The sequence below is a fragment of the Kribbella soli genome, from assembly GCF_004331345.1.
In the GTDB taxonomy this organism is placed as follows: Bacteria; Actinomycetota; Actinomycetes; order Propionibacteriales; family Kribbellaceae; genus Kribbella; species Kribbella soli.
This window is the reverse complement of the sequence record NZ_SJJZ01000002.1, coordinates 1,265,889-1,283,568: the sequence shown is the minus strand read 5'-3', so window position 1 is coordinate 1,283,568 and position 17,680 is coordinate 1,265,889. Positions and strand designations below refer to the sequence as shown.

General features: G+C 66.8%; 18 protein-coding genes. 13 read left to right on the top strand and 5 right to left on the bottom strand.

Going from position 1 to position 17,680, the window contains the following annotated elements; genetic code table 11:
* Window positions 1-110 precede the first annotated feature (110 nt).
* From E0H45_RS20230 to E0H45_RS20220, 3 genes are all read left to right on the top strand, one after another.
* A complete protein-coding gene (locus E0H45_RS20230; protein WP_131339466.1) occupies window positions 111-698 on the top strand; it encodes a papain-like cysteine protease family protein in 588 nt (195 codons plus the stop codon).
* A gap of 1 nt (window position 699) precedes the next feature.
* Entirely contained in the window at window positions 700-1,467 is a 768-nt protein-coding gene (locus E0H45_RS20225) for a hypothetical protein (protein WP_131339464.1), read from the top strand.
* A 176-nt stretch (window positions 1,468-1,643) separates the two neighbouring features.
* Window positions 1,644-2,213 carry a GrpB family protein gene (locus E0H45_RS20220; protein WP_131339462.1) on the top strand — a complete coding sequence of 190 codons (570 nt, stop codon included), beginning with the start codon at window positions 1,644-1,646 and terminating at the stop codon, window positions 2,211-2,213.
* A gap of 3 nt (window positions 2,214-2,216) precedes the next feature.
* Here E0H45_RS20220 and E0H45_RS20215 read toward each other — a convergent pair whose 3' ends face one another.
* The gene (locus E0H45_RS20215) at window positions 2,217-3,089 is read right to left on the bottom strand and encodes a GNAT family N-acetyltransferase (protein WP_165546523.1); all 873 of its coding nucleotides are present in this window, start codon (window positions 3,087-3,089) and stop codon (window positions 2,217-2,219) included.
* Between the two features lie 5 nt (window positions 3,090-3,094).
* Window positions 3,095-3,952: a hypothetical protein gene (locus E0H45_RS20210; RefSeq protein WP_131339458.1), complete on the bottom strand. Its 858-nt coding sequence runs from the start codon at window positions 3,950-3,952 to the stop codon at window positions 3,095-3,097.
* Window positions 3,953-5,120: 1,168 nt separating this feature from the next.
* Between E0H45_RS20210 and E0H45_RS20205 the strand changes: the two genes are divergently transcribed.
* The 3 genes from E0H45_RS20205 to E0H45_RS20195 all read left to right on the top strand — a co-directional run bounded on the left by E0H45_RS20205 (window position 5,121) and on the right by E0H45_RS20195 (window position 7,402).
* Complete coding sequence (locus E0H45_RS20205; RefSeq protein WP_131339456.1) at window positions 5,121-5,984, top strand: hypothetical protein; 864 nt, start codon at window positions 5,121-5,123, stop codon at window positions 5,982-5,984.
* Between the two features lie 91 nt (window positions 5,985-6,075).
* Window positions 6,076-6,849, top strand: a complete 774-nt coding sequence (locus E0H45_RS20200; RefSeq protein ID WP_131339454.1) for a hypothetical protein — start codon at window positions 6,076-6,078, stop codon at window positions 6,847-6,849.
* Window positions 6,833-7,402 (top strand): hypothetical protein, encoded by a 570-nt coding sequence (locus E0H45_RS20195; RefSeq protein WP_131339452.1) that lies wholly within the window; start codon window positions 6,833-6,835, stop codon window positions 7,400-7,402. Before E0H45_RS20200 ends, E0H45_RS20195 begins: the two co-directional genes overlap by 17 nt.
* A 368-nt stretch (window positions 7,403-7,770) precedes the next feature.
* Here E0H45_RS20195 and E0H45_RS20190 read toward each other — a convergent pair whose 3' ends face one another.
* Entirely contained in the window at window positions 7,771-8,997 is a 1,227-nt protein-coding gene (locus tag E0H45_RS20190) for a DUF349 domain-containing protein (protein ID WP_131339450.1), read from the bottom strand.
* A 260-nt stretch (window positions 8,998-9,257) separates the two neighbouring features.
* On the opposite strand from E0H45_RS20190, the gene E0H45_RS20185 reads away from it, so the two are divergent.
* The 7 genes from E0H45_RS20185 (at window position 9,258) to E0H45_RS20155 (ending at window position 15,991) form a co-directional block, all read left to right on the top strand.
* Complete coding sequence (locus E0H45_RS20185; RefSeq protein WP_131339448.1) at window positions 9,258-9,947, top strand: MBL fold metallo-hydrolase; 690 nt, start codon at window positions 9,258-9,260, stop codon at window positions 9,945-9,947.
* On the top strand, window positions 9,944-11,275 hold the full coding sequence (gene hisS, locus E0H45_RS20180) for a histidine--tRNA ligase (protein WP_131339446.1): 1,332 nt from the start codon (window positions 9,944-9,946) through the stop codon (window positions 11,273-11,275). The genes E0H45_RS20185 and hisS overlap by 4 nt, the downstream gene beginning before the upstream one ends.
* Complete coding sequence (aspS, locus tag E0H45_RS20175) at window positions 11,272-13,047, top strand: aspartate--tRNA ligase (protein ID WP_131339444.1); 1,776 nt, start codon at window positions 11,272-11,274, stop codon at window positions 13,045-13,047. Before hisS ends, aspS begins: the two co-directional genes overlap by 4 nt.
* 668 nt (window positions 13,048-13,715) lie before the next feature.
* Window positions 13,716-14,657: a glycoside hydrolase family 19 protein gene (locus tag E0H45_RS20170; RefSeq protein WP_131339442.1), complete on the top strand. Its 942-nt coding sequence runs from the start codon at window positions 13,716-13,718 to the stop codon at window positions 14,655-14,657.
* 80 nt (window positions 14,658-14,737) lie between these two features.
* The gene (locus E0H45_RS20165) at window positions 14,738-15,163 is read left to right on the top strand and encodes a helix-turn-helix transcriptional regulator (RefSeq protein WP_131339440.1); all 426 of its coding nucleotides are present in this window, start codon (window positions 14,738-14,740) and stop codon (window positions 15,161-15,163) included.
* Window positions 15,164-15,196: 33 nt separating this feature from the next.
* The gene (locus E0H45_RS20160; protein ID WP_131339438.1) at window positions 15,197-15,625 is read left to right on the top strand and encodes a VOC family protein; all 429 of its coding nucleotides are present in this window, start codon (window positions 15,197-15,199) and stop codon (window positions 15,623-15,625) included.
* 12 nt (window positions 15,626-15,637) lie between these two features.
* Window positions 15,638-15,991 carry a GntR family transcriptional regulator gene (locus E0H45_RS20155; RefSeq protein WP_131339436.1) on the top strand — a complete coding sequence of 118 codons (354 nt, stop codon included), beginning with the start codon at window positions 15,638-15,640 and terminating at the stop codon, window positions 15,989-15,991.
* Here the strand turns inward: E0H45_RS20155 and E0H45_RS20150 are convergent.
* Window positions 15,976-16,989: a sensor histidine kinase gene (locus E0H45_RS20150; RefSeq protein ID WP_131339434.1), complete on the bottom strand. Its 1,014-nt coding sequence runs from the start codon at window positions 16,987-16,989 to the stop codon at window positions 15,976-15,978. The genes E0H45_RS20155 and E0H45_RS20150 overlap by 16 nt on opposite strands.
* Entirely contained in the window at window positions 16,986-17,648 is a 663-nt protein-coding gene (locus tag E0H45_RS20145) for a response regulator transcription factor (protein WP_131339432.1), read from the bottom strand. Before E0H45_RS20145 ends, E0H45_RS20150 begins: the two co-directional genes overlap by 4 nt.
* Between the last annotated feature and the right edge of the window lie 32 nt (window positions 17,649-17,680).

The window sequence follows — 17,680 nt, the reverse complement described above, 5'->3', positions numbered from 1 at the left end:
CGTTCACGCGCCGTTGCCGTTCACACCCCGGATCCGGGTTCTTGCCGCGCCGTGGTCCCGTCCCGACGATGGACTCCGCCCACCCCGCAGTACCTCTTGAAGGAGGACTCATGCGCAGGCTCCGCTCTCGGCCTCGTCGTAGCTGGTCGTTGCTCCTGGCCACGATCCTCGGTCTGGTGACGCTGGCACCGCTCGCCCCGCAGGCCGCGGCCGCACCCAGCAGTTACTACCTGAACGTCACCGGCCAGGCCCAGCAGAAGTCGAACTGGTGCTGGGCCGCGAGCGGCAACAGCATCGCCGCGTTCTACGGCCGCTCGTACTCGCAGAACCAGTTCTGCAACCTTGCCTTCGGCTACTCGATGAACGGCACCTGCCCGAACAACCAGGCCACGCTCGGCAACGACCAGAACGCCTTCCGGGCGATCGGGATCAGCGCCGGCAGTTACGTCTCGTCCACGCTCAGCTTCAGCACGCTCGTCACCGAGATCGCCGCCGGCCGCCCGGTGATGACGCGGATCGGCTGGACCTCGGGCGGCGGTCACATGATGGACATCATCGGGTACGACGCGTCCGACTCGACCATCGAGTACTACAACCCGTGGCCGGACGACCCGCGCTACAACTACTCGACCTACAACTGGTACCGGTCCAACTCGCAGTTCACCTGGACGCATTCCCTGTACCGGATCGGAGCCTGACATGCGCCGCCCGAAGAACGTCCTGTTGCGCTGCGCCGCCGTACTCGCTGCCGGTCTGGGTTTCACCTTCGCTGCCGCCGGTCTGGCCGGTGCCGCGGGTCCGCAGCCGGTCGCACCGGCGGAGTTGTCCAAGGCAACGAATGCCGCGCGTTCGTCCGAGGCGCTGAGCCTGCTGGGCAAGGCCGGAGGTACGGCGAAGGCCGCGGCGAGCGTCGCGCAGGACACGCAGCCGATCTACGCGCTCAACCCTGCGTTCGTCCGTGATGCGTCGGCGCCGGTCGCGACCTTCTGGTACGCCGCAACCACTGCAGCGCAAGGCGGCCGGACCTTGACCGTCTTCACCACCCCGGACGCGAAGGGCGCTTGGCATGCCGTCAACGTGGCCTCCGGTAACACCGAGGCGCGGATGGTGTCGGCTGCTGCGGGAGCAGTTGTCTTCACCGAGCCTCAGGTCGGTGCCTGGTACGCCCTGTCCGGCACGCAGGTGCGACCGCTCAACCAGTCGGCCGTCAAGTCGATCGGCGCCCGACCGATCACCGTCACCGCCTACCAGGACCTCGTCTTCGACCGGTACTCCGACAAACTCCCTGGCACGCAGTACAACGACGTCGGCATGGCCGGCGGCTACGGCCCCAGCAGCTCGGCTACGGCCGCCGCTGAGGTCGCGCCTGCCAACTCCCACCTCCTGCTGATCACGGCTTCCGGTGGCCTGCTCGTGCTGGCACTTCTGGTGCTCGCTCGCCGCTACAAGGTCCGCTACAACGACTGAGCAGCAACGAATGGCCCCTCCGGCCGTCGGTCGTCGGCGCCGGGGATGATCCCGCCGTACCGGACTGGTTGCCACCCGGGCGCCATGTCCCCGCCGGGGCGTGCGGGGTCCGTTCCGCCCGGTTCGCCGTACTAATCCATTGGTGCGGCGGACCGGGTGGTTGGGAGCATGGGCGAATGCCATTCCCGGATGAGCTCGGTCCCGCGGTAGCTGTCGTCGACTACGACCCGGACTGGCCGTCCGAGTTCAAGCATCTCGCCGGCCGATTGCGTGCCGCGGTAGGCGATCGGGCCGTCGCGATCGACCACATCGGCTCCACGTCGGTCCCCGGTCTCGCTGCGAAGAACTGTATCGACGCCCAGATCCGCGTACCCGCTCTCGCCCCGGACCTGGTCATCCTCTTGGAGTCCGCCGGTTTCCGCTGCCGCCCCGAACCGTGGAATCGCACCGAGACGTCGTACGGACAGCCGTGCGAGAAACTCGTCTTCGCCCCACCCGTCGGAGAACGCGCCACCAACGTCCACGTCCGCGTCACCACCGGCCCGAACACGCGCTACGCCCTCCTGTTCCGCGACTACCTCCGCGCCGACCGAGACGCCCGCCAGGCCTGGGGCGCCTTCAAACAACGCCTGGCCCAGTCAGTCCCCGACCTGGCCGACTACGGCCAAATCAAAGCCCCCGCCACCAACCTCCTCATGACCGCCGCCAAACGCTGGGCAACCCAAACCGCCTGGACGGTCGCCTGATACCTACAACTGGACTTGGTACGTGACGAGGCGCTGGGTCACCTGGAAACCGTGTCGCAGATAGAGGTGCTCGGCCCGGGTAGGACTCTCGCCGTCGACCGTGAGGCTGATCGGGTGTGATCGGGACTCTCGACAGCGCAGCAACACCGCTGACAACAGCGCAGAGCAGACGCCGCGCCGACGCCACGACGGGAGGGTGCCGATCGGCCCTAGCTCGATTCCGCCAGCGCTCTGGTGGAAGCCGAGAACGAATCCCGCGACTTGGCCGTCGGGGGTTACTGCCAAGGTGGCGAGATCGGTCGCGAAGTTGTCGCTGCCGGCCAGGAGATCCCACGTTTCGGGGGTATGTGGCTCGACAGGGCGCTGATCGATGTAGGCGTGTTCATAGGCTGCCTGAAACTCGTCGGGCGTGACGTCGAGCCAACGGGCGAAACGCAGAGGCACCGGTAGGTCCAGCTGCCGGTCCGGCCAGGTCTTGTTGTCGTGGACCATGGTCCACAGCGGGTAGGCGGGCTCGAACCGGAGAGCGCGGAGCTGATCCGCGTCGATGGTGCGCTCGGCAGGTACGGAGATCTGCAGCACGCGCAGGCCGGGCGTCGATTCGGCCAGTTGTACGACGCGACCGCCGATCGTGCCGAACCGGTCGGAGTCCGCGTCGCGGCGGGTCCACCAGGCGCCGTACCCTCTGCTCCGGCCCTTCGCAGGCGGAAGAACAGCTACTGCGGCTTCGGTGGCAAGCCCGTGGTCAGCAATCTCGACATACCAGGAGTCGAGGAAGGCCAACACCTGCTCCGCGCTGAACTCCGAGTCAGACGTCCGACTAGCCAGCTCAGCCAGCAGGACCGCGTCCTCTGCAGTTGCCGGTCGCCAGTTCATGCCAATCACCACCGCCGCGGCAAGCGCGGTTCCTGGCATAGGAAGCCGCCTACCGCCAGCTCTCGGGCTGGGTAGGAGCCCCAGAGGTCTGTTCGGCGTATGGAGATGATGTGCCAGCCGAGGGCGTCCAGTTCGGTGCGGCGCGTTTCGTCTTTTAGTTGTTGTTTGGTTGAGGAGTGCCATTGGTCGCTGTCGTACTCCAAGCCGAGCCGCCGGCCGTCGACCGGCAGATTCGGATATCCCAGGTCCAACCGATACATCCGGCCGTTGCCTTCGATGGGGACCTGGAGTTCGGGGCGGGGGAAGCGGGCGTCGAAGAGGCGCAGCCGGAGCCAGGATTCGCCTGGTGACTCAGCACGTCCGTCGGCGATCCGCAGGAGTTGGGCGGCTTGTGAGGTGCTGTGTTCCGCGAAGTAGGCGGCTGCTGCGGTCATGAGGTCGGTCATCGGCATGCCGGCGTGGAGCAGCCCGTCCACGGCCGACAACGCGAAGGGTCGTGGAAGGTGTGTGGCCAGCTCGATCGCCGTAGCAGCCGGCGTGGTGACCCTCAGCCCTTGGATCTCCGCGGACGGGCGCTCGGCGAACGTCCATTCGGGACGAAAGGGCTCCGGGGCAAGCGCGGTGGAGTCGATGCCGTGCAACCAGGCGGCCGCCCGACCGCACACCGTCGCCCCAGGCGGTACGACGAGATGCAGCGCGTCGGCCCTCAGCGAGATGGTCTCCGGCACCCGCACGTCGACGTACACGCCGCCGATCAACTGCTTGATCTCACCCCGTTCGAGTAGCCACTGGAGCTTGCGCCCGACCTGATGCGCGCGAAACGGGATGCCGCAGAAGTACAGCGGCAGGTCAGCAGGAAACATCCGCACAGCATCGCTGAATTCGGCGATTCCTGCGGAAAGTTGTCCACAGGCCCAGACCGAGCCCGCCTAACCCGCGTATTCACCGACGAGCCAGTGCTCGACCACTGACAGCGCCACGCAGACCGGACGGGTTGCAGCGAAGTCTTGGACCAGGAGCGCGGGAGCTGAGGGTTGGCGTGCTGGGAGGGCGGGGTGCATCGGGCAGATCGGCCCTGGTGTCCGGCCGCCGGTGTCGCGCCCGCCAGATATCCCATCGGTGGCCGTGTGTCCGACGATGCTGGAGCCGGATGAAGCGACGCTGTACCTGGTGTTCGATCAGACCGATGCCGTCCACGTCAGGCTCCCGGACTATGTCGGGAACACAGTTGGGATCGTTCACTGACACCGCCTCGTCGTCATCCCCTCCCTACCCCCAGGGAGAACCAGATCGCCGGCGCAACCAGCGCCGCACCAGACTACGAGTCACGGAAGCGCGTACCGCTTCGAGGGACTGATCGACCTGCGGGATCACACCCTGAGGGCAGCGGAGCACCCCCGGGCATGCCGGGGAGCCTCCGTGTTGATGGGCTGCTCCGTGCCTGGCTCGGTCCGTTCGTGACCCGTCCTTCGACTTGGTTGAGAGCCTCAGGAGTACCCAGGCTGATCCCGCGAGGCTCACCTTGCGATCAGATGGGCAGAGCGGAGAAGTCTCGAGTTCAATTCGTTCCGTACCAGCCTCATCGAGGCTCGGCGCATCATGGTCTGCGGTGACCGCACGCTGACGGCCTCCGATTATTGGGCCGGGATCCGTGTTGATGGGCTGCTCCGTGCGTGGCTCGATCCGTTCATGTCCTGTCTATCGAAGACAGAAGCCGTATGGTGAGTTTTATGCTGTCATCTGCAGTTCATCAGGTGCGCAGCTGAGGTCTCTGAGATGCTCTAGACATGCCTCAGGTAGCTGTCCAGCAGTCGCTAGGACTCTGAAGAGTTCAGTTGAACTGACAAATTGCCATCTAGGACCCGAAATGAGACCAGTTTCAGATGTCTCTGACCTGCAAGAATGATCGACCAAGTACTGCAGAGAGTTGGGGGATGGCATGGATCAGGCAAAAACTGTAATCCTGAGTGCTATTGCCAAGATTCGAGGTTGGGGGTTACGGTGGAGTTCATTGAGTAGAGGAGCGCAGGAATGAGTCGGTCAGTGGATCTCCCGTCGCTGAGTGCGAACCGCGAGGACAGCGATGACCGGGAGCGGCGCTCGGTGAGTTTCCCGTCGCTGGCCCTGACCGAGGCGGTGCGGATCATTCATGCCGCCGGTCAGCACGGCAAGGACTTCTCCCTCCCCGCCTTCGCGACGTACTGCGGTCACACCACGGATAAGAGTGGTCCGTTCCGATCCAAGATGGCGTCGTTCAAGGACTGGGCGATGGTCGACTCGAAGGGCGGGCGCGCGAGCCTGACGCCGCTCGGTCAGGAGATCGCCCTCGCGGACAGGCCGACAGAGGATCAGGAACTTCTACGAAAGGCGTTTCGGAGCTGCGCGATCTTCCAGCGCGTGTACGACGACAGCGCGAAGGGTGTGCCGATAAAGCTCGACCAGCTTGGAAAGCGTGCCCTGTTCGAGTTCGGCGTCTCAGCGAAGGCGCGTGACCGCTTCGTCGCGTCCTTCGTGCAGAGCGGCGCTGCTGCGGGCTTGCTCAAGGAAGACGGAGATGGCGCGGTGACATTCATGGCGTCCGTGGAGATTGGGCAGCAGGCTATGGAACCCGCGCGGACTCTGGATGAGAACCTCGTCGAGTCCGTCGCGCAGGCCGATCCGGCGCAACGGATATCACCGGCTCCGAGCAGCTATAGCGCAGCTGGCTCTCCGCCGGCCGTCATCCATCAGGTCTGGCCGACCGATGCTGGAGAAGTTGTGTTCTCGGTTCATTCGAGCGCCCCTCTGCCCGCGTCGGCCTTTGAACTGCTGGCGTCAGTCGTGTCTGCGGCCGCGGAGTTGGCGGACACACTCTCATCGGCGGGGGAGGCAACGCACAAGCCTGATCGCTATTGATGTTGGTAAGCCAGGAAGGCGCACCTTTCAAAAGGTGTCGCTCTCCCTTGATTGGGCGCCGTCCAAGAGCTTCATGAAACGGAGACATCAAGTGCTGCCACTGAAGACCGTGATCGAGGATATCGACGGGCTCGCCACCTACCTCAAGGGGCAGGTGGGGTGGGTGCCGCTCGACAAAGCTAAGAAGGCGATCGATAACAAGCTGGTCGATAACCGGAAGCTGGAAGCCACCCGGCGCATCGGCCTCCTCGATCGTGATGGCGTCAACGTCCGTCTGACAGAGGATGGAAGGTCGTTTGCGACTGGCGACGCGGCGCAGCGCGCAGCGATCATGCGCAAAGCGATTCGTTCCGTTTCACTTTATGCCGAGACCATCGAATGGATGCACCACAGCAAGGTCGCGAATCCGACCAAGGCGGAGGTGGGTAACTACTGGCACGATAAGCATCAAGACCAGTTGGAGGGAGCGCAAGGCGCGGCGCTTACTGACGCGGTCATCTTCTTTATGCGCATCGCAGGCGAGGCCGGTTTGGGCAAGTTCACGCGAGGAACCAAGGGGAGTCCTGACTCTTATCTGAAGACAGACGCGGCAGCGATCGCGGACTTCGTCAACACCAGTCCCGGAACGGCTACTGCCCAGCACACGAAGTCGGAAGCGGGCACAGAAACACCAACGCCGCAGAACGCCGTGCCGGCGACGGCTTCTGATCCGCCTCGCCCTTCGATAGACGTCTCTGCCAGCCCTGCGGTGCACGTAAACATCGAGATTCACATCGCGGCTAACGCGACAGCGGAGACGGTCGCCGAGATATTCAAGAACATGCGCAAGTACGTGCTGAATGACCCCCATGACCGCGACGCCTGATCCTGGTGAGGCGCGGTGGATCGCAAGCCTGGCGTTGTTTCAGGCTGCTCACCCGATCCCGGTCACTGACGCAGCGATTGAGTCACCGGCACAGGCTCTGCAATCGCTGGTCGATGCGCGGGCTACGGCGCCGGTCGAATACGCTGACTACCTGCGTGAAGCGGTAGCAGCGTATGAAGCAGGGTTGTACCGAGCGGCAATCCTTATGGTCTGGGCAGCGACAGTCGAACACTTGTACGGAGTTGTAAAACGGCGGGGTGGCGGTGTCCAGGCTGTAGAGGCTGCCAACCGGGCACGGTACGGCACCTCCAGGAAGTACCGTGAGGTCAAGAAAGTCGACGATCTCCTCTACTTGAGCGAGTCAGAGTTCTTGCAGCTGGGCGAGGACGCCGGCATGTTCAACCGAAATGCTCGGCAAGTACTTGCGGAGCGGTTGAATCTGCGTAACAGATGCGGGCATCCGACGGGTTACACCCCAGGGCGCGAGGAGACTGTGGTCTTCATCGAGAGTCTGACACTCAACATCCTCACGGGCAGTTGGTTGAACTGGTAGTTCCTGTCGAGCGATCCTGTCAATCGCACCAGGAGGCCAGTCGCTTCGGGATGGTTGCCGCGAGCAACACCGCATGAGCCTGCACTACAAGTCCGCTCACTGACAGCAGGTGGGTTGCGCCACGAGGCGGTCGCCCGTTTGGACAGGGAGCGCGCAGCCTCGCGTGGCGATGACCCACCGCAATCAGCTCTACTCACTACGGGGTCTGCAGGACTACGTGGCGGTCGCATGGGTGGGTGGGAGCGGCGCGTAGCACGGCGACGAAGGAGCCGCGCGTAGCACCGCGTTGGGGTCGACCCACCGCAGTCAGTCTGACCCACCACGAACTCGCACCACCGGGCGGCAGGGTGGAGCACCGCGTGAGGGAATTAGCTGAAGTCGGTGAGGGCGTTTTGGGCTTGGGTCAGCCATTCGCGGCGGGCGGCGATGGCTTCGCGGGCTTCGGTGGCCTTGCGGGTGTTGCCCTGGGCCTCGAACTTGGCGGCCTGCTTCTCCAGGTCCGAGATCAGGGACTGGAGCTGCTTGACGGTCGCTTCGGCGCGGGCGCGGGCCTCGGGGTTGCTGCGGTTCCAGACCTCGTCCTCGGCCGCCTTCACGGCCTGCTCGACGGCGCGCAGCCTCCCGTCGATGGTGCGCATCGAGTCGCGCGGGACCTTGCCGATCTGGTCCCAGCGGTCCAGGTAGACCCGGAGCTGCTCGCGGGCGGTACGGGCGTCCTCGACCGGCAGGATGGTCTCGATCTCGGTCAGCAGCGCTTCCTTGGCCTGCAGGTTCTCCACCTGCTCGGCGTTCTCCTCGGCCTGTACGGCGTCTCGCGCGCCGAAGAACAGGTCCTGCGCGGCCCGGAACCGCGCCCACAGCTTGTCGTCCACCTCGCGCGGTGCCGGCCCGGCGGCCTTCCACTGCCGCATCAGGTCCCGGAAGCGCCCGGATGTCGGGCCCCATTCGTTCGACGAGGCGAGCGTCTCCGCCTCGGCCGCGAGTCGCTCCTTCACCACGGCGGCCTCTTCACGCTTGGAGGAGAGCTCCGCGAAGTGCTGCTTGCGATGCCGCGTGTACGTCGTACGCGCGGAGGAGAACCGGTGCCAGAGCTCGTCGTCGCTGGACTTGTCGAGCCGGGGGAGTGCCTTCCATTCGTCGAGCAGTTCACGCAGCCGGGTCACGCCGTGCCGCCAGTCGGTGCCGGCCGCGATGGTCTCGGCCTCGGTGGCGATCTTGGTCTTGGCCGAGCGCGCCTCCTCGACCTTGGCGGCCCGCTCGGCCTTGCGCCGTTCACGCTGCTGCGCGACCAGGGGTGTGAGGGCCTCGAGGCGGGTCAGCAGGCCGTCCAGGTCGCCGACGGCCTGGGCGTCCTCGATCGAGCCGGTGACCTTCTTGACCGCGGCGCGGGCGTCGTCCGGGGACACCGTGCCGGCCTGGACCCGCTGTTCCAGCAGCTCGACCTCGAAGGCGAGCGCGTCGTACCGGCGGGTGTAGAAGGCGAGCGCTTCCTCGGGGTTCGCGTCCGGCCACTGGCCGACCGCCCGTTCACCGTCCTTCGTCCGTACGAAGACCGTTCCGTCCTCGGCTACCCGGCCCCAGTTCTCTCCGGCCACAACTCGCCCCTTCCGGCGGTATGCACTGCGCTCGTGCCCATTCTGGTCAGTCCCCGGTCCAACCGCGCGGACAGGGCCCGCCTGGGCGCGTCGAGCTGCCTTCCCGACGCTCAAGTCCTCGACAAGCGAAGGCTTATCCCTGAACAATCACAAACTCCCAGCTCAGGCGCAACGGGGTTGCATCACAATCCGGTTCGAAGTACGGCGAACGACCCGGGTAACCTTGGTGGGTCCCGAACCCCGTTCCAGGAAGGTCTGCCGTGCTCATCGCCGGGTTCCCCGCGGGGTCGTGGGGTACGAACTGCTACGTCGTCGCCACCGGCCAGGGCGCGGAGTGCATCGTCGTCGACCCCGGTCAGGACGCGACCGACGGCGTGGAGCAGGTGGTCCGGGAGAACAAGCTGAAGCCCGTCGCGGTGCTGCTCACGCACGGTCACATCGACCACATGTTCTCGGTGCTCCCGGTCTGCGGGACGTACGACGCGACCGCCTGGATCCACCCGGACGACCGGCACCTGCTCGCCGACCCGATGGCCGGGATCAGCCCGGAGACGGCGCGGATGCTGCTCGGCGGCGATCACACCTTCGCCGAGCCGGACGACGTCGCCGAGCTGAAGGACGGGCAGTCCCTGGAGCTCGCGGGGCTGCAGTTCACGGTCGACCACACCCCGGGCCACACCCGCGGGTCGGTCACCTTCACCACGCCGTACGACGGGCCGGAAGAGGTGCCCGCGGTGCTGTTCTCCGGTGACGTGTTGTTCGCCGGGTCGATCGGCCGGACGGATCTGCCTGGCGGCGACCATCCGGCGATGCTGCATACGTTGGCCACCAAGATCCTGCCGATGCGCGACGAGATCGTCGTCCTGCCGGGTCATGGTGGCCAGACCACGATCGGCCGGGAGAAGGCGACCAACCCCTACTTGCAGGACCTGGAGATTCAACCGAAATGAGTAAGGTGACCCCGCTCAGCGGGTTCCCGGAGTTTCTGCCCAATGACCGGATCGTCGAGCTGCAGTTCCTCGACGTGATCCGGGAGACGTTCGAGCTGCACGGTTTCGCGTCGATCGAGACCCGTGCGGTCGAGCCGGTCGAGCGGCTGTCCAACCAGGGCGAGGACGCCGACAAGGAGATCTACGGCGTACGTCGGCTCGCGGCCGGCGCGGACGAGGACGCGGCCCTCGGACTGCACTTCGACCTGACCGTGCCGTTCGCCCGCTACGTGCTGGAGCACAGCGGCAAGCTGGTGTTCCCGTTCCGGCGCTACCAGATCCAGAAGGTGTGGCGCGGTGAGCGCCCGCAGGAGGGCCGGTACCGCGAGTTCACCCAGGCGGACATCGACATCATCGACAGCGGCGAGCTGCCGTTCCACTACGAGGTCGAGCTGCCGCTGGTGATCGCGGACGCGTTCCGGAAGCTGCCGATCCCGCCGTTCCGGATCCAGGTGAACACCCGGCAGATCCCGGAGGGCTTCTATCGCGGCCTCGGCATCGAGGACATCACCGGAACGCTCCGGATCGTCGACAAGCTGGACAAGATCGGCCCGGACAAGGTGACCGACCTGCTGACCGCGGCCGGTCTGTCCGCGGAGACCGCGAAGCAGGTGCTGCGGCTGGCGGAGATCTCGTCGACGGACGCGTCGTTCGCGGATCAGGTCCGGGCGCTCGGCGTGCAGCACGAGATCCTCGACGAAGGCTTGGAGCGGCTGTCGCAGATCATGACGGCGGCGAACGAGCACGCGCCCGGTCTGCTGGTCGCCGACCTGAAGATCGCCCGCGGTCTCGACTACTACACCGGCACGGTCTACGAGACCCAGCTGGTCGGCGACGAGGGCTACGGGTCGATCTGCTCCGGTGGGCGGTACGACTCGCTGGCGTCCGACGGCAAGACGACGTACCCCGGTGTGGGGATCTCGATCGGTGTGTCGCGGCTGGTGCACCGCTTGATCAGCAAAGGGTTGCTGACCGCGAGCCGCCGTACGCCGACGGCTGTGCTGATCGCGCTGAACTCCGAAGACGACCGGGCCGAGGCGATGCGGACGGCGATCCAGTTGCGCGGCCGGGGGATTGCGGTAGAGGTGGCGCCGGCTGCCGCCAAGTTCGGGAAGCAGATCAAGTTCGCCGATCGCCGCGGGATTCCGTTCGTCTGGTTCAGCACCGAGAACGGGCCCGAGGTGAAGGACATCCGCAGCGGTGAGCAGCTGCCCGCGGATGCAGCTACCTGGACCCCGCCGGCTCAAGACCTACGTCCAAGCATCAACACGCAAGAGGAGAACTCGTGATCCGTACCCATTCCGCAGGCTCGTTGCGTGCCGAGCACGCCGGGCAGACGGTGATTCTGGCGGGCTGGGTGGCGCGGCGACGCGATCACGGCGGCGTGGCGTTCATCGACCTGCGCGACTCGACCGGCACCGTCCAGGTCGTGATCCGCGACGAGGAGGCCGCGCACGGCCTGCGTTCGGAGTACTGCCTGAAGATCGTCGGCGAGGTCTCGCCGCGTCCGGAGGGCAATGCGAACCCGAACCTGCCGACCGGCGAGATCGAGGTGATCGCACAAGAGGTCGAGGTGCTGAACGAGGCGGCTCCGCTGCCGTTCCCGGTCGAGGAGCACCACGCGACGCCGGTGAACGAGGAGATCCGGCTCAAGTACCGGTACCTCGACCTGCGCCGCCAGGGCCCGGGGTCGGCGCTGCGTCTGCGCAGCGAGGTGAACAAGGCCGCCCGCGAGGTGCTGTCGAAGCACGACTTCGTCGAGCTCGAGACGCCGACGCTGACCCGGTCCACGCCGGAAGGCGCCCGCGACTTCCTGGTCCCGGCCCGCCTGCAGCCGGGCAGCTGGTACGCGCTGCCGCAGTCGCCGCAGCTGTTCAAGCAGCTGCTGATGGTGGCCGGTATGGAGCGGTACTACCAGATCGCCCGCTGCTACCGCGACGAGGACTTCCGCGCCGACCGGCAGCCGGAGTTCACCCAGCTGGACATCGAGATGAGCTTCGTCGACCAGGACGACATCATCGCGCTGTCCGAGGAGGTCCTCACCGCGCTCTGGAAGCTCGTCGGGTACGACGTGCAGACGCCGATCCCGCGGATGACGTACGGCGAGGCGATGGCGCGGTTCGGCTCCGACAAGCCGGATCTGCGGATGGGTCTCGAGCTCGTCGAGTGCACGGAGTACTTCAAGAACACGCCGTTCCGGGTGTTCCAGGCGCCGTACGTCGGTGCCGTCGTGATGCCGGGTGGTGCGGACCAGCCGCGCAAGCAGCTGGACGCGTGGCAGGAGTGGGCCAAGCAGCGCGGCGCTCGCGGACTGGCCTACGTGCTGGTCGGTCAGGACGGCGAGCTCGCCGGGCCGGTCGCGAAGAACCTGTCCGAGGAGGAGCGCGCGGGCATCGCCGACCACGTCGGCGCGAAGCCGGGTGACTGCATCTTCTTCGCCGCGGGTCCGATCAAGACGTCGCGGGCGCTGCTCGGTGCGGCCCGGTTGGAGATCGGCCGTCGCGGCGGTCTGATCGACGAGTCGGCGTGGTCGTTCGTGTGGGTCGTCGACGCGCCGCTGTTCGAGCCGGCCGACGACGCGACCGCCGCGGGCGATGTCGCGGTCGGGTCCGGCGCGTGGACCGCCGTACACCATGCCTTCACGTCGCCGAAGCCGGACTCGCTGGAGACGTTCGACACCGACCCGGGATCGGCGCTGGCGTACGCGTACGACATCGTCTGCAACGGCAACGAGATCGGTGGTGGCTCGATCCGTATCCACCGCGAGGACGTGCAGAAGCGGGTCTTCAAGGTGATGGGCCTGACCGACGAGGAGGCCTCGGAGAAGTTCGGGTTCCTGCTCGAGGCGTTCAAGTTCGGCGCGCCGCCGCACGGCGGGATCGCGTTCGGCTGGGACCGGATCACGGCGCTGCTGGCCGGCACCGAGTCGATCCGCGACGTGATCGCGTTCCCGAAGTCCGGCGGCGGGTTCGACCCGCTGACCGCGGCGCCGGCGCCGATCACGCCCGAGCAGCGCAAGGAAGCCGGCGTGGACGCCAAGCCGGAGAAGAAGGCCGACTAGTGCCGCGTCGAGCAACGGCGGGGTAGATCTTCGGATCGGCTGATCCCAACGCCAACGGCGGCCTCCGTCAGGAGTGCACAGCCGGGCGCCGCGGGAGCTGGTGGGCTCACCCACCAGCTCCCGTTCCTGTGAGCTGCGCTGCCCGTGCGCGGCGTGGTGGTGACTCTCGCGGTTGCCGGGAGACCTTGTGCACGGTTCAACCGCCAACCGGGTTCTCCGACGGTTGTTCGGCGCACAAGGTGGTCGCCGAGGTGGGTGCCGGCTCCCCCTTGGCCAGAGCTACAGGTCCGGCCCACCCCGTGAGGTCGAGTCGTCCGCGGCCCAATTGGGTGGCGGCGAAACGACGACGGCTGACTTTGTGCATCAGATCCGTACGGCGTCGCGCGAGCTCTACGGACGCGGTGCACAAGGTCGGCGATAAGCGGCTGGTAGACGCCGAGACGGAATCGGATCGGGCCGACCACGGAAACAGCAGGACAGCTTGAATCGGTATGCGCAGTCCGTGTCCGTGGCCATGACGAGCCCAACGTTCTTGACGCGGATTAGCTTGCGCCGGGGTCGAAAGGCTTGAGCGCGACCGGGATCTGGAGGAAACTGGCGGCGTTGTGAGAATGCTTGGTTAGGTTTTCACAACGACCGCCCCCTCCTACCGCCCCAGGAGTTGTTCAATGCGTCGTTTTCTCCTAGCTGTTCTTGCCTGCCTCGGTCTGACGGCAGGCGCATTGGTCGCCGCCTCACCGGCGTACGCGGCCGTTTTCCAGACGTACGGCAGCGGCGTCAACGTCCGCGCCGACGCCTATCTCTCGTCCGCCGTCGTCGGCACGTTGAGCGGTCCCACGTCGATCGACGTGGACTGCCAGAAGAGCGGCGATCTGGTCAGCAACTCGGACGGGACCAGCTCGTGGTGGGCCTATGTGCCCGCGCTCGGCGGCTACGTGACCGTCGTGTACGTCGCGGTTCCCGAGGACAAGCTGCCCGGCGTACCCGAATGCGGCTCCGAGCCGCCTGCCGGTGACATCACGCTGGCCGACGTACAGGCGATGTTCGGGAGCCGGATCGCCAACCCGTCGCTTGTCGAGACCGGTCTGCCGTCGCTGAACCAGGCGATGCGGGACGCTCAGATCAACACGCCGTACCGGAAGGCGGCGTTCCTTGCGACGCTGGTGCACGAGTCGCGGCTGGAGTACAACATCCGCGAGATCGGCGACACCCGCCCGTACGGCGGGCGCGGGTACATCCAGCTCACCGGTGACTTCAACTACGGCCCGGCCGGCCAGTACTTCGGCATCGACCTGCTCGGCAACCCGGACCTGGCGATGTCGCTGCAGTGGAGCGCGCCGATCGCCCGCTGGTACTGGACCGTTGCCCGCGACATCAATCCGTACGCCGACAACCTCGATATGGGCCGCGTCAACGCAGCGATCGGCTACCCGGCCGGCACCGAGGACCAGCGCCGCTGCGACTCCTTCAAGGCCGCGGTGAACTACCTGACCGGTTCCGTCCCGTCCGGCGTCATCTGCACCCGCCCGTCCGCCCTGAACGGCGACACGAGCAAGCTGACCCGCACCCAGTTCGAGACCCTCGCCAAGCAGGGCTCCGGCCTCGGCTGACCCCTGCGGCCGGACCCCGCGCCCTGGGGGTCCGGCCGCCACTCTTTCGGCACCGGCCGAAAGTACCTAGGCTCGTTGAGGTGAGCGTCGTACCGGTGGAGCTGTTGCCGCATCTGCGGCGGGCGCGGGACGTTGCCGATCGCAACTATGCCGAGCCGCTCGACCTGGCCGCGCTGGCGGCCGCGGCGGGTGTGTCGAAGTACCACTTCCTGCGGTGTTTCGCGGCGGCGTACGGCGAGACGCCGATGCAGTACGTGACCCGCCGGCGGATCGAGCGCGCGACGGATCTGCTGCGGGCGACGAACCTGACCGTCACCGAGGTCTGCGGGCTGGTCGGGTACAGCAGCCTCGGGTCGTTCTCGCAGCGGTTCACCGAGCTGGTCGGAATGACGCCGACGCAGTACCAGCGGACGCAGACCGGGGCGCGGATCCCGGGGTGTTTCGTGTTCATGCTGGGACTGAACTCAGCAATTCCGGAGAAGCCGGCAGGGGAGTCCGGGGCCTAGCGTCGTACCCACGTCGGATTTGAGGAGGAACTTGTGATCACCAACGTCAGCCTGGTGACGGTCTACGTGAACGACATCGACGAGTCAAAGGCGTTCTACACCGAGAAGCTCGGATTCGAGCTGGGCGACGACATCACGCTCAGCGAGGACTTCCGGTGGTGCACCGTGCACCAGGCGGACCACCCGGAGCTGGAGCTGGCGCTGATGCTGCCGGGGCCGCCGATGGACGAGGAATCGGCCGGCTGGATCCAGCGCATCATGGCGAAGGGCTCGATGCACGGCGTCGGCCTCGCCACCGACGACTGCCGCAAGACCTTCGCCGAACTCACCGCCAAAGGCGTCGAGTACATCCAGGAACCATCGAACCGCCCGTACGGCGTGGAAGCGGTACTGCGCGACAACTCGGGCAACTGGCTGGTCCTGGTAGAGCAGCGGCCGTACACCGCGGAGGACTTCACCTGAGATGCTGACCGAATGGACATCACAGTCGATCCGGTCGGGCTGACGCCGCCGTACGAGCAGGTCCGCTCGCAGATCGAGGCGTTGATCCGGGGCGGCGAGCTGGCGCGCGGTACCCGGCTTCCGACGGTGCGCCAGCTGTCGCTGGACCTCGGGCTGGCCGTGAACACCGTCGCGCGTGCCTACAAGGAACTGGAAGCCGACCACCTCGTCGAGACCCGCGGCCGCAACGGCACCTTCGTCCTGGCTTCCCGCAGCCAGATCGACGACGCAGCAACCCACACCGCGGCCGTGAAGCTCGCCCAGGCTGCTCGTGAGGCCGGTATGTCGTTCGCGGAAGCCACGGAGATCCTTCAGCGCGCTTGGTAGGTGACGTGGAGGCCGCCGGCCGGGTTGGGCTCGATGGTCAGCTGGGCCCCGTGGGCTCGCGCGACGGCGGTGATGATGGCCAGGCCGAGGCCGTGCCCTTGAGACTGTGCCCGCTGGAACGGCTCGGTCAGCCGGCTGATCTCGTCGGGTGGGATCGTGCGGCCGGTGTTGGTTACGGTGAGTCGGCCGTCCGCGGTGGCTATGTCGACGGTGCCACCGGGGACGTTGTGGCGGATGGCGTTGGCGAGCAGGTTCGTGACCAGGCTGGCCGTCAGCGGTACGTCGCCTGTGATCGTGGCCGGGGTCAACGCGGTGCAGAGCTGGATGCCGCGGGCCTCGGCTTCCGGCTGGTGTTCCAGGACGATCTGCGACGTCAGGTCGGCGAGGTCGAAGCGTTCCCGCTGGTCGATTCCGTCGTAGCCGGTCGCCAAGGTGAGGAGCGCGTCGATCAGCTGCTCTTGCTGCCGGCCGAGATCCAGCAGTTCTTCGCACGCCGATCGGAGAGTGTCGGCAGACGCATCAGGGTCGGCCAGCGTGAGTTGGAGGAGCGTCCGCTGCACGGTGAGCGGCGTACGCAGCTCGTGCGACGCGTTGGCGACGAATTGCCGTTGTGCGGCGAACGATTCGTGCAGCCGTCGCAGCAGCCCGTCCAACGTGCCGGCAAGCTCGGTGAACTCGCTGTACCCCGGCGGTACGCGGAGCCGGGTCTCCAGGTCCTGAGCGGACATACTGCGCGCGGCGCGGGTGATCGTGTCGAGCGGACGAAGCGCCCGGCCGGCGATCATCCAGCCGAGGGCGATCGAGGCTACTGCCAGTGGTACGAGCGCGACGGCGGCATAGCGCAGTACGGCGGTGAGGTTGTTCGTCGACCCGCTCGTCGTGAGGCTGCCGTTGAACATCCCCAGCGCCACGACTCCCAGCACCACCACGCTGCAGACGAAGGCGAGCGCGGTGTGGAGCAGCGCGAGTCGGGTGCGGAGTCGGGGGAGGGCTGTCATGGGGCGTCGATCCGGTAGCCGCCCTCGCGGACGGTGTGGATGGCCGGCGGGTCGCCGAGTTTGCTGCGCAGCCGCCCGATCGTGGTCTTCACCGTTGTCGTGAACGGATCGGCCGCCTCGTCCCAGACGCGTTCGAGCAGCTCTTCGGCCGGTACGGCGCGACCGCCGGCGGCGAGCAGGTGTTCGAGGACCGCGAACTCCTTCGGGCTGAGCTCCAGCCGCCGTCCGGCCCGGAACGCGACCCGGCGGTTCGGATCCAGACTCAGATCGCCGTTGTCCAGGACGGGCGGCAGTGCCGGCGCGGACCGCCGTCCCAGAGCCCGTACGCGGGCCACCAGCTCCGCGAGATCGAACGGCTTCGGCAGGTAGTCGTCGGCGCCCAGGCCGAGCCCCTCGACCCGATCGCGCACCGTCCCGGCCGCGGTCAGCATCAGCACCCGCTCGGCCGCTCCGCCTGCCACGATCCGCCGGCAGACCTCGTCGCCGTGCACCTCGGGCAGATCGCGATCCAGGACTACGACGTCGTACCGCGTGACGGCCAGCCGCTCCAGCGCGTCCCGGCCGTCGAGAGCCGTGTCGACAGCCATCGCCTCGCGGCGCAGGCCGGTGGCGATCAGCCGGTTCAGCGTCTGGTGATCCTCAACCACCAGCACTCTCATCTGCCCAGCTCCTCTCGAGGTACGGCGGTCCA